Annotated in this window: 17 protein-coding genes; 1 reads left to right on the top strand and 16 read right to left on the bottom strand. The window is 43.3% G+C overall.

The genetic code is table 11. The features are described 5' to 3' along the window. Nucleotides 1–10: 10 nt before the first annotated feature. The 14 genes from rpsQ to rpsL all read right to left on the bottom strand — a co-directional run bounded on the left by rpsQ (nt 11) and on the right by rpsL (nt 9,074). On the bottom strand, nt 11–280 hold the full coding sequence (gene rpsQ, locus RA086_RS04240; protein WP_137635528.1) for a 30S ribosomal protein S17: 270 nt from the start codon (nt 278–280) through the stop codon (nt 11–13). Nucleotides 281–304: 24 nt separating this feature from the next. After that, nucleotides 305–499, bottom strand: coding sequence for a 50S ribosomal protein L29 (rpmC, locus tag RA086_RS04235; RefSeq protein WP_003638068.1), 195 nt, complete (start codon nt 497–499; stop codon nt 305–307). Then, a complete protein-coding gene (gene rplP / locus RA086_RS04230) occupies nt 489–923 on the bottom strand; it encodes a 50S ribosomal protein L16 (protein ID WP_137617107.1) in 435 nt (144 codons plus the stop codon). The genes rpmC and rplP overlap by 11 nt, the downstream gene beginning before the upstream one ends. Nucleotides 924–925: 2 nt before the next feature. Further along, complete coding sequence (gene rpsC / locus RA086_RS04225) at nt 926–1,582, bottom strand: 30S ribosomal protein S3 (RefSeq protein ID WP_308702649.1); 657 nt, start codon at nt 1,580–1,582, stop codon at nt 926–928. Nucleotides 1,583–1,594: 12 nt separating this feature from the next. Continuing rightward, nucleotides 1,595–1,942 (bottom strand): 50S ribosomal protein L22, encoded by a 348-nt coding sequence (gene rplV / locus RA086_RS04220; protein ID WP_308702648.1) that lies wholly within the window; start codon nt 1,940–1,942, stop codon nt 1,595–1,597. Nucleotides 1,943–1,961: 19 nt separating this feature from the next. Next, entirely contained in the window at nt 1,962–2,237 is a 276-nt protein-coding gene (gene rpsS / locus RA086_RS04215) for a 30S ribosomal protein S19 (RefSeq protein WP_057706095.1), read from the bottom strand. A 39-nt stretch (nt 2,238–2,276) separates the two neighbouring features. Then, complete coding sequence (rplB, locus tag RA086_RS04210; protein ID WP_308702647.1) at nt 2,277–3,116, bottom strand: 50S ribosomal protein L2; 840 nt, start codon at nt 3,114–3,116, stop codon at nt 2,277–2,279. 23 nt (nt 3,117–3,139) lie between these two features. After that, complete coding sequence (gene rplW / locus RA086_RS04205; RefSeq protein WP_308702646.1) at nt 3,140–3,433, bottom strand: 50S ribosomal protein L23; 294 nt, start codon at nt 3,431–3,433, stop codon at nt 3,140–3,142. Then, nucleotides 3,433–4,056 carry a 50S ribosomal protein L4 gene (gene rplD, locus RA086_RS04200; protein WP_105448015.1) on the bottom strand — a complete coding sequence of 208 codons (624 nt, stop codon included), beginning with the start codon at nt 4,054–4,056 and terminating at the stop codon, nt 3,433–3,435. The genes rplW and rplD overlap by 1 nt, the downstream gene beginning before the upstream one ends. 18 nt (nt 4,057–4,074) lie before the next feature. Then, nucleotides 4,075–4,704 (bottom strand): 50S ribosomal protein L3, encoded by a 630-nt coding sequence (rplC, locus tag RA086_RS04195; RefSeq protein WP_308702645.1) that lies wholly within the window; start codon nt 4,702–4,704, stop codon nt 4,075–4,077. 36 nt (nt 4,705–4,740) lie between these two features. Continuing rightward, complete coding sequence (gene rpsJ / locus RA086_RS04190) at nt 4,741–5,049, bottom strand: 30S ribosomal protein S10 (RefSeq protein WP_308702644.1); 309 nt, start codon at nt 5,047–5,049, stop codon at nt 4,741–4,743. Nucleotides 5,050–5,901: 852 nt separating this feature from the next. After that, nucleotides 5,902–8,001, bottom strand: a complete 2,100-nt coding sequence (fusA, locus tag RA086_RS04185) for an elongation factor G (protein ID WP_308702643.1) — start codon at nt 7,999–8,001, stop codon at nt 5,902–5,904. Between the two features lie 175 nt (nt 8,002–8,176). After that, the gene (rpsG, locus tag RA086_RS04180; protein ID WP_308702642.1) at nt 8,177–8,647 is read right to left on the bottom strand and encodes a 30S ribosomal protein S7; all 471 of its coding nucleotides are present in this window, start codon (nt 8,645–8,647) and stop codon (nt 8,177–8,179) included. Nucleotides 8,648–8,660: 13 nt separating this feature from the next. Next, on the bottom strand, nt 8,661–9,074 hold the full coding sequence (gene rpsL / locus RA086_RS04175; protein WP_137606056.1) for a 30S ribosomal protein S12: 414 nt from the start codon (nt 9,072–9,074) through the stop codon (nt 8,661–8,663). Nucleotides 9,075–9,327: 253 nt separating this feature from the next. On the opposite strand from rpsL, the gene RA086_RS04170 reads away from it, so the two are divergent. Beyond that, complete coding sequence (locus tag RA086_RS04170) at nt 9,328–10,008, top strand: prepilin peptidase (RefSeq protein WP_308702641.1); 681 nt, start codon at nt 9,328–9,330, stop codon at nt 10,006–10,008. 64 nt (nt 10,009–10,072) lie between these two features. Here RA086_RS04170 and RA086_RS04165 read toward each other — a convergent pair whose 3' ends face one another. Continuing rightward, the gene (locus tag RA086_RS04165; protein WP_308702640.1) at nt 10,073–10,723 is read right to left on the bottom strand and encodes an endonuclease III domain-containing protein; all 651 of its coding nucleotides are present in this window, start codon (nt 10,721–10,723) and stop codon (nt 10,073–10,075) included. A gap of 234 nt (nt 10,724–10,957) precedes the next feature. Beyond that, nucleotides 10,958–14,599, bottom strand: coding sequence for a DNA-directed RNA polymerase subunit beta' (gene rpoC / locus RA086_RS04160; protein ID WP_308702639.1), 3,642 nt, complete (start codon nt 14,597–14,599; stop codon nt 10,958–10,960). Nucleotide 14,600 lies beyond the last annotated feature (1 nt).

Raw genomic sequence — 14,600 nt, 5'->3', positions numbered from 1 at the left:
AGCTAATAAACTAGATAATAACAGCTTTTTGAACGACGTCAAGTAAGCGGAAACGCTTTGTAGCTGACAGAGGACGAGTTTCCATGATCCGGACGATATCGCCAATATGAGCTTCATTATTTTCATCATGAGCTTTGTATTTCTTTGAATAACGAACACGTTTGCCGTATACAGGATGATTCTTGTATGTTTCACGGACAACAACGATGGTTTTATCCATCTTATCTGAAACAACGCGTCCTTGGATAACCTTGCGGCTATTACGAGTATCTTCACTCATTCGTTGATTGCCTCCTTTTATAGGCTACTTGTTTAATTCTTGTTCACGCAACGCAGTTTTAATACGCGCGATATTCTTACGAACTTGCTTTAAACGAGCGGTGTTTTCTAGCTGACCAGTGGCCAATTGAAAACGCAAGTTGAAGAGTTCGTCTTTGTAAGACTTTTCTTTTTCGAGCATTTCAGTAGTGGACAATGCTTTAATTTCCTTAGCCTTCATCTGATTCGCCACCTACTTCCTCGCGCTTAATAATCTTTGTTTTCACAGGTAACTTAGTGCCGGCTAAGCGTAAAGCTTCGCGAGCAACTTCTTCAGATACGCCACCGACTTCAAACATAACCTTGTTACGTTTTACTGGGGCAACCCAACCTGCAGGAGTACCTTTCCCATTACCCATCCGCACGCCGACACCTTTTTCAGTGTAGGACTTGTGAGGGAAAATCTTAATCCATACTTTACCGCCACGCTTCATGTAACGGTTCATAGCAACACGAGCAGCTTCAATCTGCCGGTTACTAATCCAGTGTGATTCTAGTGTTTGTAAACCATAATCACCAAAAGCAACTGATTTACCGCCTTTAGCTTCACCGCGCATCTTACCACGGTGAACACGACGGAATTTAACCCGTTTAGGTACTAGCATGTTTATTTTCCTCCTTTATCTGCAGATTTCTTTTCTGGCAAGATTTCGCCACGGTAGATCCATGTCTTAACGCCAAGCTTACCATAAGTGGTAGCAGCTTCGACCCATGCATAATCAATGTCAGCACGGAGCGTATGCAATGGAACAGTACCGTCTGAGTAGGTTTCAACACGTGACATGTCGGCACCGTTTAAACGGCCAGCGACTTGTGTCTTGATCCCTTTAGCGCCTGAACGCATAGTACGTTGCATAGCACCACGCATTGCACGACGGAAAGCAACACGGCCTTCCAATTGACGCGCAATACTTTCACCAACTAATTTAGCATCTAAATCAGGTTTCTTAATTTCGATGATGTTGATGTGTACTCGTTTACCAGTTAAATTGTTTAATTCTTTACGAAGTGCTTCAACTTCAGAACCACCCTTACCAATAACCATCCCTGGTTTAGCGGTATGGATTGAAATATTCACGCGATTTGCAGCGCGTTCGATTTCAACGGTGGAGACGGAAGCGTCGGCAAGTCGTTGTTCGATATACTTACGGATGCGTAAATCTTCGTTCAAATAAGTCGCAAAATCTTTTTCAGCATACCATTTTGCTTCCCAGTCGCGAATGATTCCTACACGTAATCCGGTTGGATTTACTTTTTGACCCACGCGTTATCCCTCCTATTTTTCAGTAACTGTGATCGTAATGTGGCTTGTCCGCTTGTTGATTGGTGAAGCAGAACCTTTGGCACGAGGACGGAACCGTTTTAAGGTTGGTCCTTCGTTGACGAAGGCTTCACTTACGACCAAATCTTCACGATCTAAGTCAAAGTTATTTTCAGCGTTAGCGACCGCTGAGAGTAGTACTTTTTCAACTACTGGCGAGCCACCCCGTGGAGTGAACTTCAAAATTGCTAATGCTTCAGCAACACTTTTACCTCTGATAAGATCGACAACTAGGCGGACCTTACGAGCGGCGATACGAACAGTTTTTGCAGTTGCATTTGCAGATGTTACTTGTTCAGCCATTCTTTTATCCTCCTAACTATTACTTCGTTGTCTTATCGTCTGTACCATGACCATGGAATGTCCGTGTAGGTACAAATTCACCTAACTTATGACCGACCATATCGTCTTGGATGTAAACAGGGACATGCTTGCGCCCATCATAAACAGCGATAGTGTACCCAATGAAACTTGGGAAAATTGTTGAACGACGTGACCACGTCTTGATGACAGATTTCTTGTCAGAATCAGATTGAGCATCGATTTTTTTCAATAGATGCGAATCTGCGAAAGGTCCCTTCTTTAAACTACGACCCATCGTGTGACCTCCTCTCGAGAACTACAGTAATTTCAAATTTTAGTGTTTGCCTGGGCGACGACCACGAACGATTAACTTGTTCGAACGAGCCTTCTTGTTCCGGGTCTTCTTACCAAGAGTCTTCTTACCCCATGGTGACATAGGAGATGGATGACCGATTGGTGCTTTACCTTCACCACCACCATGAGGGTGATCGTTAGGGTTCATGACAGAACCACGAACTGTTGGACGTTTACCTTGCCAACGAGTACGACCGGCTTTACCTGAGTTGATCAATTCATGTTGTTCATTACCAACAGTACCAATAGTGGCACGAGCAGTTAATAGAACTAAACGAACTTCACCAGATGACAAACGTACAATCGCATATTTGCCTTCCTTACCAAGTAATTGTGCGGAAGCACCAGCTGAACGAGCTAATTGACCACCTTTACCAGGCTTCAATTCGATGTTGTGCACGATAGTACCAACTGGGATGTTGTTTAATGGTAATGCATTACCAACCTTGATATCAGCTTCGACACCAGATTGTACTTGCATGCCAACTTCCAAACCCTTTGGTGCTAAGATATATGATTTCACACCGTCAGCATATACCAATAAGGCAATGTTAGCAGTCCGGTTTGGATCATATTCGATTGCTTTAACCGTTGCAGGAACTTCATCTTTGATACGTTTGAAGTCAACTAAACGGTATTGTTGTTTATGACCGCCACCACGATGACGAACAGTGATGTGACCATAACTGTTACGACCAGCTGTATGGCTTTGTGAGTCTAATAATGACTTTTCTGGTTTTGTTTTAGTGATTTCAGCAAAATCAGAACCAGTCATATTACGACGGCCGTTAGTGGTTGGTTTATACTTTCTAATACCCACTAGAGTAACCTCCTAAATTAGATTTATTGTTGAGCGTCGTTGAACAACTTAATTTCGTTTGAATCAGGAGTTAAGGTCACAATAGCCTTACGCCGCTTCTTAGTGTAACCAGCGAAACGACCTTGACGCTTGAACTTCCCTTTAACGTTCATGACGTTAACTTTAACAACTTTGACATCGAAGATTTCTTCGATAGCCTTTTTAACTTGAGTTTTAGTAGCCTGTACGTTGACATCGAAAGTATAGCGCTTGTCATCCAAGCCAGCCATTGATGCTTCAGTAACGACAGGGCGTAAAATTACATCGCGTGCTTCCATTATGCGAGCGCCTCCCCTAATTGATCGAGGGCTTTTTGGGTAACGACTAATTTGTCACTATTTGCGACATCTAAGACGTTAACACCTTTGGCTTTTAGGATCTTAACATTTGGTAAGTTACGACCTGCCAAAGCAGCCTTTTCATTGTCCTCTTCAACCAAAACAAGAGTCTTGGTGTCTACATTGAGGTTGTTTAATACGTTAGCAAATTCCTTAGTCTTTGGTGCGTCGAAAGCTAAGCCTTCAACTGCAACTAAGCTGTTGTCTAAGACCTTTTGAGAAAGGACAGACTTCAAAGCTAAGCGCATAACCTTCTTAGGTAATTTGTAGCTGTATGAACGTGGTGTAGGTCCGAAGACAATCCCACCTTTACGCCATTGTGGCGAACGGATAGAACCTTGACGAGCCCGACCAGTACCCTTTTGACGCCATGGTTTACGACCACCACCGCGACGAGCACTACGGTTCTTAACAGCGTGAGTTCCTTGACGCAAAGATGCACGTTGCATCAAGATGGCATCAAAAACCACGTTTTCGTTAGGTTCAACACCGAACACTGCGTCGTTTAATGTGACGTCACCATTTTGCGTACCGTCTTGTTTATATAATGCTACGCTAGTCATGTATTATGTCCTCCTTTCTTATTTACTCTTTACAGATGTTTTAATCGTAACGAATGATTTGTTTACGCCAGGGACATTACCCTTAATAAGTAAAACGTTGTTATCAACGTCAGCGCGAACCACCGTTAAGTTTTGCATCGTCCGTTGGTGATTACCCATCCGGCCTGGTAATTTCTTACCTTTGAAGACCCGGTTGATAATGGCACCCAATGAACCAGGACGACGATGGTAACGAGAACCATGAGCCATTGGTCCACGACTTTGTCCGTCTTTGTGGATGTTACCTTGGTAACCATGACCTTTAGTGATACCCGTAACGTCAACTGCGTCACCGGCTGCGAAAATATCAGCCTTGACTTCGTCACCTACTGTGTAATCTCCAAGCTCAACATTACGAATTTCACGAATGAAGCGCTTAGGAGCCGTTTTTGCTTTTGCTGCATGACCTTGAGCAGGTTTGTTGCTTAAGACTTCACGTTTGTCATCGATACCTAATTGAATTGCTTCGTAACCGTCGTTTTCGATGGTTTTAACTTGCAACACAACGTTAGGTTCAGTTTCGATAACTGTTACTGGGATTAATTCCCCAGCTTCGGTGAAGACTTGCGTCATTCCTACCTTTTTCCCTAAGATTCCTTTAGTGGTCATGAGTACACCTCCAATTAATTGATTTTAGTTTAAAAATTAAAGCTTGATTTCAATATCTACACCGCTAGGCAAGTCTAACTTCATTAATGAGTCGACTGTCTTAGGCGTTGGGTTAACGATATCGATTAACCGCTTGTGAGTCCGCATTTCGAATTGTTCGCGTGACTTCTTGAACTTATGTGGTGACCGGAGAACCGTGTAAACGGTCCGATCAGTAGGCAATGGAATTGGACCAGAAATAGTAGCACCAGTTCTCTTTGCCGTTTCAACAATCTTGTCAGCAGACTGATCAAGAATACGGTGTTCGTATGCCTTTAAACGGATACGAATTTTTTGCTTTGCCATTGTTGTGACCTCCTTCGTCTATTTTGAAAATAAGACTAGCTCCGTGAAAATTACCGCCACGTCCCATGACAATGTGGCCGGGCGTGTCGCAACCTTTCACATCAAAGCTAACTACGACTACTTGATGCCGGGGTGTACAGTACACCCCTTCTAAATACCAAGCACAATCTATAATAACTGAAAAGCTTTGTAATAGCAAGTGCTGACGCACTTTTTTAAACCATCGTTGTAAACCGTGTTACCTTTTTTGAACCAGCACCAATAAATGTAACATAAATTCGTTGAAAATAGTAGTCTTTTTAAACTTTTATTCACGAACCAAGCATTTCGTTGTCACATGAGTGTTGCTAGTCATTTTTGTTTTAACCTACTGTGATCACCATTGACCAATTGGCTTAAAACGAATTAGTAATTCAAGCACGACGTTATTTAGCATCATACGCGCGTTTTGTTTTGATTTCAAGTCGTTGCACACCTTTTGTTCAAAATTCATCAGGCTTTCTACCAAGATGATCCTAAACATCACACGATTTCAATTTTGAGACTAGCGCTGTTCTCCATCAACTAACACCGTCACAGGACACTGCGACAATACGCAAGGCTTACGCACCACATAGCCAACGTCTATTTATTTGTCACTCATGATTTTCCAACCATCATTATTGAAAAGCCTTAACAACCATTCCAATGATTAATCCCTGTGACATCTAAATTTTTTCGAACACCAAGTAATCGACGCTTCATATAAGCAATCACCCCAATTCTATTAAAATGCGATGCCCACACTCAAAAAAAATTGTGTAAAAAAAAGCCGCTAAGCAAAATTGCTTAACGACTTTTTAACATCAAAGATTAATCTTCGGCAGGAGTGCCGCCATTTTTCTTGATGATTTCTGCTTGAACAGACTTAGGTACCTTTTCGTAATGATCAAATGCCATTGTGAAAGTCCCACGGCCTTGGGTAGCTGAACGTAATGTGGTTGCATAACCAAACATTTCAGCTAAAGGAACAAACGCATGAACTTCTTGCGCGTTCCCACGTTCTTCCATCCCATCGATAGTACCACGACGAGCGGTAACATGACCCATAACATCACCTAAGTAATCTTCTGGGGCAACGATATCAACCTTCATGATAGGTTCAAGGATAACAGGACCAGCTGATTTAGCAGCATTCCGTAAGGCCAATGAAGCGGCAATCTTGAAGGCTGCTTCACTAGAATCGACATCATGGTAAGAACCATCATACAATTTAGCCTTAACGTCAACTAAAGGATAACCAGCTAACACACCGTTAGCCATTGATTCCTTCAAGCCTTGTTCAACTGAAGGAATGTATTCGCGAGGAACAACCCCACCGACGATGGCATCTTCGAATTCGAAGCCTTTACCTTCTTCGTTAGGTGTAAATTCAACCCAAACATCCCCATATTGACCTTTACCACCAGATTGGTGAACGAACTTACCTTGAACCTTAGTGCTCTTAGTAAAGGTTTCACGATAAGAAACTTGAGGTGCACCAACAGTGGCGTCAACGTTGAATTCACGACGCATCCGGTCAACGATGATGTCCAAATGCAATTCACCCATCCCAGCGATTAAAGTTTCACCAGTTTCAGGGTTAGTTTCAGCCTTGAAAGTAGGATCTTCTTCAGAAAGCTTTTGTAAGGCAACGTTCATCTTATCTTGGTCAGCCTTAGTCTTAGGTTCAACAGCAACCTGGATAACGGGATCAGGGAATTCCATTGATTCCAAATGATATGGATGTTCAATAGAAGTCAATGAATCACCAGTAGTCGTGTTCTTCAAACCAATCGCAGCGGCGATATCACCAGAGAAGACTTCTGGGATTTCTTTCCGTTGGTTAGAATGCATTTGAAGTAAACGACCGACACGTTCACGCTTGTCTTTGGTTGCGTTCAAAACATATGATCCAGATTCCAAGGTACCTTGGTAAACCCGGATAAATGTCAAACGACCAACGAATGGGTCGGTGGCAACCTTAAACGCTAAAGCAGCGAAAGGCTTGTCATCACCAGCAATCAAGTCGACGTTTTCGTCAGTTTCAGGATCAGTTGCTTTATAAGGCTTAACATCAAGTGGTGATGGTAAGTAGTCAACAACCGCATCCATCAACATTTGAACACCCTTGTTTTTGAAGGCTGAGCCAGCTAAAACTGGGAAGAATTCAAGTGCCAACGTCCCCTTACGGATAGCTGCCTTGATTTCATTTTTAGAAATTTCTTCACCATTAAGGTATTTTTCCATGATGCCATCATCGATATCAGCTAAAGCTTCAATCAAGTCATCACGAGCAGCTTGGGCGTCTGCTTTGTATTCTTCAGGAACGTCAACAGTATCCCATTCCGTACCGAGCTTATCTTCATCATAAAGATCAGCTTTCATTTCGATTAAGTCAATAACCCCTTCGAAATCATCTTCGGCACCGATTGGTAATTGGATGGCATGGGCATTAGCTTGTAAACGATCATGGATCGTGCTTACAGAGTACTTAAAGTCCGCACCAATCTTATCCATCTTGTTAACGAAAACGATACGAGGAACGTTGTAAGTTGATGCTTGACGCCAAACAGTTTCAGTTTGAGGTTCAACACCAGCTTGGGCATCTAAGACGGTAATTGCACCATCTAAGACCCGAAGTGACCGTTCAACTTCAACAGTGAAGTCAACGTGTCCTGGGGTATCGATAATGTTAATCCGGTGGTCCTTCCACTGAGCAGTTGTCGCAGCAGAAGTAATGGTGATCCCACGTTCTTGTTCTTGGGCCATCCAGTCCATTTGTGAAGCCCCATCATGGGTTTCACCAATTTTATGGATTTTACCAGTGTAGTACAAGATACGTTCGGTAGTAGTAGTCTTACCAGCATCGATATGGGCCATAATACCAATGTTACGAGTCTTATCGAGTGAAAATTCTCTTGTATTAGCCATTAGAAAATGTGTTACTCCTCTCAATTAAATGGAATTAACAGTCAAAACCTACTATTAATATAGTAGGAAAAATTATAAAGCTTTTTTCAAAAAATGACTACTATATGCTCACATATAATAGCCACCTTGTTGTTACGTTTAGTTAAAGTTAAGCTTCAACCAAACCATAGAAATCCTACCAACGATAATGCGCAAAGGCACGGTTGGCTTCAGCCATTCTGTGCGTATCTTCACGCTTCTTAACTGAGGCACCAGTATTGTTAGCGGCATCCATGATTTCACGTGCTAACCGGTCTGACATGGTGTGTTCACCACGTAAACGAGCATATTGAACGATCCAACGAAGTGCTAAGGTCGTCTTACGATCTGGACGAACTTCGATAGGAACTTGATAGTTAGAACCACCAACACGGCGAGCCTTAACTTCAAGTACTGGCATAACGTTCTTCATAGCTTCTTCGAAGACTTCTAAAGGTTCGTTACCAGTTTGTTCTTTAATTTGATCGAACGCATCGTACAAGATTGTAGATGCAGTCCCACGCTTACCATCCAACATTAAGTGGTTGATTAAACGCGTTACTAATTTTGAATCGTACATTGGATCAGGCAAAACTTCGCGCTTTGCTACATGTCCTCTTCTTGGCATTTAATTTACCTCCTTATTCCTTTGGCTTCTTGGTACCATACTTAGAACGACTTTGACGACGATCTTCGACGCCGGCCGTATCTAAAGTACCACGGATAACGTGATAACGTACACCAGGTAAATCCTTTACACGTCCACCACGAATCAAAACAACACTATGTTCTTGGAGGTTGTGACCAATACCAGGAATATAAGCGGTAACTTCGATTAAGTTAGATAAACGGACACGAGCATACTTCCGTAAAGCTGAGTTAGGCTTCTTAGGAGTCATTGTGCCGACACGAGTTGCAACACCCCGTTTTTGTGGTGCAGGGTTGTTAGTAGCAACCTTCTTGTAGCTGTTATACCCGAAGTTCAAAGCTGGGGCATTTGATTTTGATACTTTAGATTTACGACCTTTACGAATTAATTGGTTAATTGTTGGCATGTTCTAAAGTGTCCTCCTTCCAAAAATGTCTGATTTTTAAGTCCACACATCCAGGTGGTTCTTTTTTAACTAAAAAAATAACCCTTGGATGATGGCGATTGTGCGCTCAGCCGACCAGTCAGCATGTCTGTATTCCTGATACAGGAATCTGTCTGCAAAAAGCACCTTCACTAGATTAACATGATGTTTGAGGTGTGTCAATAAAGCCACAACGATTTCTTTACGTATTTACGTCATAGAAAGGTGGTTCTCAATGTTACTCCTCAATAGTTTCATCTTTATCAGCGGCGCCTGTTGCGGCTCATTCATTACTTGTATGGCCGAACGTTTGAGCGACATGCAATCATTATACACTAATCAGCGTTCGATTTGTCCAAATTGCCAACATCAATTAAGATTTTGGCAGTTGATTCCCATATTCGGCGTTTTGATCCAGCGTGGGACCTGTTTCGATTGCCACGCTCGCATCAAATTGCAGTCTACTTGGATTGAATTCATCTGTGGTAGCTTATTAGTTCTCAACTGGCAAATGCCACCGATAACCAGTGTCCCACTTTTACTAGGTTATGCTGTACTAATTTTTAACAGTCTAACCGACCAACTAAATTTCAGTGTCTTTCCACTCACTTTAGTTATTCCGGGAATCATCGGCTTGTGGCTACGACCACTCACTTTTTCAATCCCGTTATTAATCATCGTTAGCTTATTAGTCGTGCTCTATGGGATTGCTTGGAAAACGCATCAATTCGGTCTGGGAGATGTTGACGTTTTAGTGTTACTAGCTTGCTTAGTCGAGCCAAATTTAGTTTTAAATAGTTTAGTCCTGGCTTGTGTTGCGGCGCTGATCATTTTCTCATTGCCACCGAAACAAGCCAAATTACCCTTCGTCCCCTATTTGACTTGGGCCTTTATCATCGTCACGCAATTAAGCTGAATGCTTTTGGGCAATCAAAAAAGGTTTAGGAATTTCCCCAAACCTTTTTTGACTGAACATTAGCTCACACTTCAGCTTCGTTTTCTTCGTTCAATTTATCGCAGGCACGAATCAACGGACAGACTTCTTTATCAGGAGCCAACTTCATTGAATATTTGCGACCATATTCAATCATCGTATGATGGGCCTGATGTAATTCAGCTGGTGGTAAAACAGACACGATTTTTTGCTCCACTTGTAGCGGTGTTGCGGATTGCGGAACAAAATACAACCGTTTAGAAATCGCCGAGACATGCGTATCTACTGCAAACGTATTCTGATCAAAAACATCACTCAACACCACATTGGCCGTTTTTCTCCCGGCACCGGGTAAGGCCATGATGCCTTTACGGTCAGTCGGCACAACGTCATTTAACTCTTCATGAACGATGCGGGCCGTCTTGATAATATTTTTAGCCTTGTTATGAAACAATCCGACACTTTTAATGATGCTCTCAACAACTGCCACATCCGCTACCATCAAATCTTTAGGTGCTGGATACTTTTCGAACAAGATGGGGGTCACTTTGTTGACCGAGACATCCGTCGCTTGCGCACTCAAAATCACCGAGATCAAATACTGAAATGGTGTTCTTGAATCCAAGGAAGGACCCACTGGCCCGATGTCGGCTTCCATTTGATGAATTGCCCAAACAATTTGGTTATCTTTTAACATGAGCTTAACCACCACTTTCACTAAGTTTAATTGTGCCTTCAGTCTTATCATACTCGAAATCATCTGAAAAGTGGCGACAAATTTTTCTGTCGCCCTTGACCAGCACGTGCCAACCTCATTTCAGACTCATTGGTGTGGCAAGTCTGTCGGCAATCTGCAAGACGCTAATCAAAGCAATGGATACAAAAAGGGACGACCATTTGACTGGTCGCCCCTTTTCAAGCTCAGTAGCAATTACTTGCTAGCGTCTTGTTCTTGCATTTGTTTTTCAAGATCACTGATCGAGTAAACCCCATCAGCCACGTTACCAACTTCCTTAGGCTTGATATGACGATAGATCGGCATACCAGTCCCGGCAGGAATAATCTTACCAATGATGACATTTTCTTTCAGACCGATCAATGGATCGTTCTTACCACGAATAGCCGCATCAGTTAAGACCCGTGTTGTTTCCTGGAATGAAGCCGCTGATAAGAAACTATTAGTTTCCAAGGCAGCTTTCGTAATCCCAAGAATAACTGGACGTGACGTTGCTGGAATCCCACCAGCAATCAATGTCTTGTAGTTTTCATCCTTGAAGTCAGCAATATCCATCAAAGTCCCAGGTAAGACATCAGTGTCACCTGGATCCATGATCCGGACCTTACGAAGCATCTGACGAATCATGATTTCAACGTGCTTATCACCAATTTCAACCCCTTGCATCCGATAAACCCGTTGGACTTCACGGAGCAAGTAGTTTTCAGTTGATAAAACATCACGCACTTGGATTAATTGTTTAGGATCAATTGACCCAACGTTCAACGCTGCACCACGGTGAATAAAGTCGCCTTCACTAACCGCCATCCGCGCTGTCAGCGGTAAAGTATAAGTCCGGGTATCAGTTTCGCCCTTAACCGTAACTTCCTTTGTCCGTTCAGCTGGGTTTTCTTCGATCGATTCAACCGTCCCAGTAACTTCGGTAATTTCCGCACGACCTTTAGGATTCCGTGATTCAACGATTTCTTGAACCCGAGGTAACCCTTGGGTAATATCGTCTCCGGCAACCCCACCAGTATGGAAAGTCCGCATAGTTAACTGCGTCCCTGGTTCACCGATTGATTGAGCCGCAACGGTCCCAACCGCTTCACCGACTTCAACTTCGTCACCGGTAGCCATGTTACGACCATAACAGTGTTCACAAACCCCATGTTTAGTGTTGCAAGTGAATGCTGAACGAATCGTTACTTCGGTAACCCCAGCGTCAACAATCTTTTGAGCCAAGTCTTCATCGATCATAACGTTGTTACCAATGATTTCTTCATGTGTTTCAGGATCAAAGATCGTCTTCATCGTGTAACGACCAAGAATCCGGTCGTACAATGGTTCGATGACTTCGTTACCTTCCATGATGGCACTGATCCGTAACCCACGGTCGGTCCCACAATCCTTTTCACGCACAATGACATCTTGCGCAACATCGACAAGTCGACGTGTCAAGTAACCTGAGTTGGCAGTCTTCAAGGCCGTATCGGTCATCCCTTTACGAGCCCCATGGGTTGAAATAAACATTTCCAAGACTGAGAGTCCTTCACGGAAGTTAGAAAGGATCGGCAATTCCATGATCTTCCCATTAGGAGCGGCCATCAAACCACGCATCCCAGCTAACTGCGTAAAGTTAGAAATGTTACCACGAGCACCAGAATCACTCATCATGTAAATTGGGTTATCTGGACTGAAGCTTTCAATCAGTTTTTGTTGAATTTGATCCTTGGCGTCGTTCCAAACACCAATGACCCGTTCATAACGTTCATCGTCGGTAATTAACCCACGACGGAACTGTTTTGAAATCGTATTAACTTGCTTATGGGCTTCGTCAATAATCGCTGGCTTTTCCTTCAAGTCAGTAATATCGGCAACCCCGACCGTCAAACCAGACTTAGTTGAAATGTTGTAACCTAAGTCTTTCATCCGGTCAAGCAAGAGTGACGTTGCCGTCACATGATATTGCTTGTAAACTTCGGCGATAATATCCGCTAAGAAGCCTTTCTTGAATGGCATAATCAATTCTTGACCATCTAAGAAGTCATGAATGTTTTCACCTGGCTTCAAGAAATACTTGTCCGGCGTACCATCAATCAAGTTATCATTCGTTGGTTCGTTCAAATATGGGAACTTACCAGGTAAGATATTGTTGAAGATTGCTTTACCAACCGTCGTAACCAAGACTTCTTGCTTTTCTTCGTCCGTAAATGGCTTGTCAGGCATTGATGAGGCTTGAACCCCAACCCGGCTATGCATGTGCACATAACCAGCTTGATAAGCTTTTTGTGCTTCATTCAAGTCTTTGAAGATCATGCCTTCGCCTTCACGACCAACTTCTTCAGTCGTCAAGTAGTAGTTACCGATAACCATATCTTGAGAAGGCGTTACAACGGGCTTCCCGTCCTTAGGCGCTAAGATATGATGGGCTGCTAACATTAACAAACGGGCTTCAGCTTGGGCTTCATCTGACAAAGGCAAATGAATGGCCATTTGGTCCCCATCGAAATCGGCATTGTAAGCTTCACAAGCCAATGGATGTAACCGCATCGCTTTACCACTAACCAAAACGGGTTCAAAAGCTTGAATCCCTAAACGGTGAAGCGTAGGGGCCCGGTTTAATAACACGGGATGTTCTTTGATGACGTCTTCTAAGACGCCCCAAACATCATCATCAGCCCGTTCGATCTTCCGCTTAGCGTTCTTAATATTAGAAGCTAATTCACGTTTAACCAATTCTTTCATGATGAATGGCTTGAAGAGTTCCAACGCCATTTGACGAGGTAACCCCATTTGATTCATCTTCAAGAATGGACCAACATCGATAACGGAACGACCAGAATAGTCAACCCGCTTACCAAGTAAGTTTTGACGGAACCGACCTTGCTTCCCTTTCAACATATGTGAAAGAGACTTCAAAGGACGATTACCGGGACCAGCGACTGGACGGCCACGACGACCATTATCGATCAACGCATCAACGGCTTCTTGTAACATCCGCTTTTCGTTTTGAACGATAATCCCAGGGGCGTTTAAGTCCAACAAACGCTTCAACCGGTTGTTACGGTTGATAACACGACGATACAAATCATTCAAGTCAGAAGTGGCAAAACGCCCACCTTCCAATTGAACCATTGGTCGTAAGTCCGGGGGAATGACCGGAATCGCGTCCATTACCATCCAAGCTGGTTCGTTACCAGAAGTCACGAAAGCTTCGATGATATCCAAACGGCGAACGGCCCGCGTCCGCTTTTGACCAGACGCATCCTTCAAGGCTTCCTTTAAATCACGTGCTTCTTTTTCAAGATCCACGTTATTCAATAAGCGCTTGATGGCTTCGGCACCCATTTCAGCATCAAATTCTTTGCCGTATTGGGCTTTCTTTTCACGGTATTCACGTTCTGAAAGCAATTGCTTCTTTTCAAGTGGCGTGTTACCAGGTTCGATAACGACGTATGAAGCGAAGTAAATGATTTCTTCAAGTGCCCGTGGGCTCATGTCTAAGACTAAGCCCATCCGGCTAGGAATACCCTTAAAATACCAGATGTGAGTAACTGGTGCGGCGAGTTCGATATGCCCCATCCGTTCACGACGGACTTTACTACGGGTAACTTCGACACCACAACGGTCACAGACGATACCCTTATAACGGATCCGTTTGTATTTACCACACGCACATTCCCAATCCTTAGTAGGACCGAAGATACGTTCATCAAACAGACCGTCTTTTTCAGGTTTCAATGTCCGGTAGTTAATGGTTTCAGGCTTTTTGACTTCGCCATATGACCAGCTGCGAATCTTGTCTGGGGATGCCAGACCGATTTGCATGCTTTCAAACTTGTTGACATCGATCAAA

This window comes from Lactiplantibacillus brownii, from assembly GCF_031085375.1.
GTDB classification, from domain to species: Bacteria; Bacillota; Bacilli; order Lactobacillales; family Lactobacillaceae; genus Lactiplantibacillus; species Lactiplantibacillus brownii.
The sequence above is the reverse complement of the archived record's forward strand: the minus strand, read 5'-3'. Positions and strand labels throughout refer to the sequence as shown.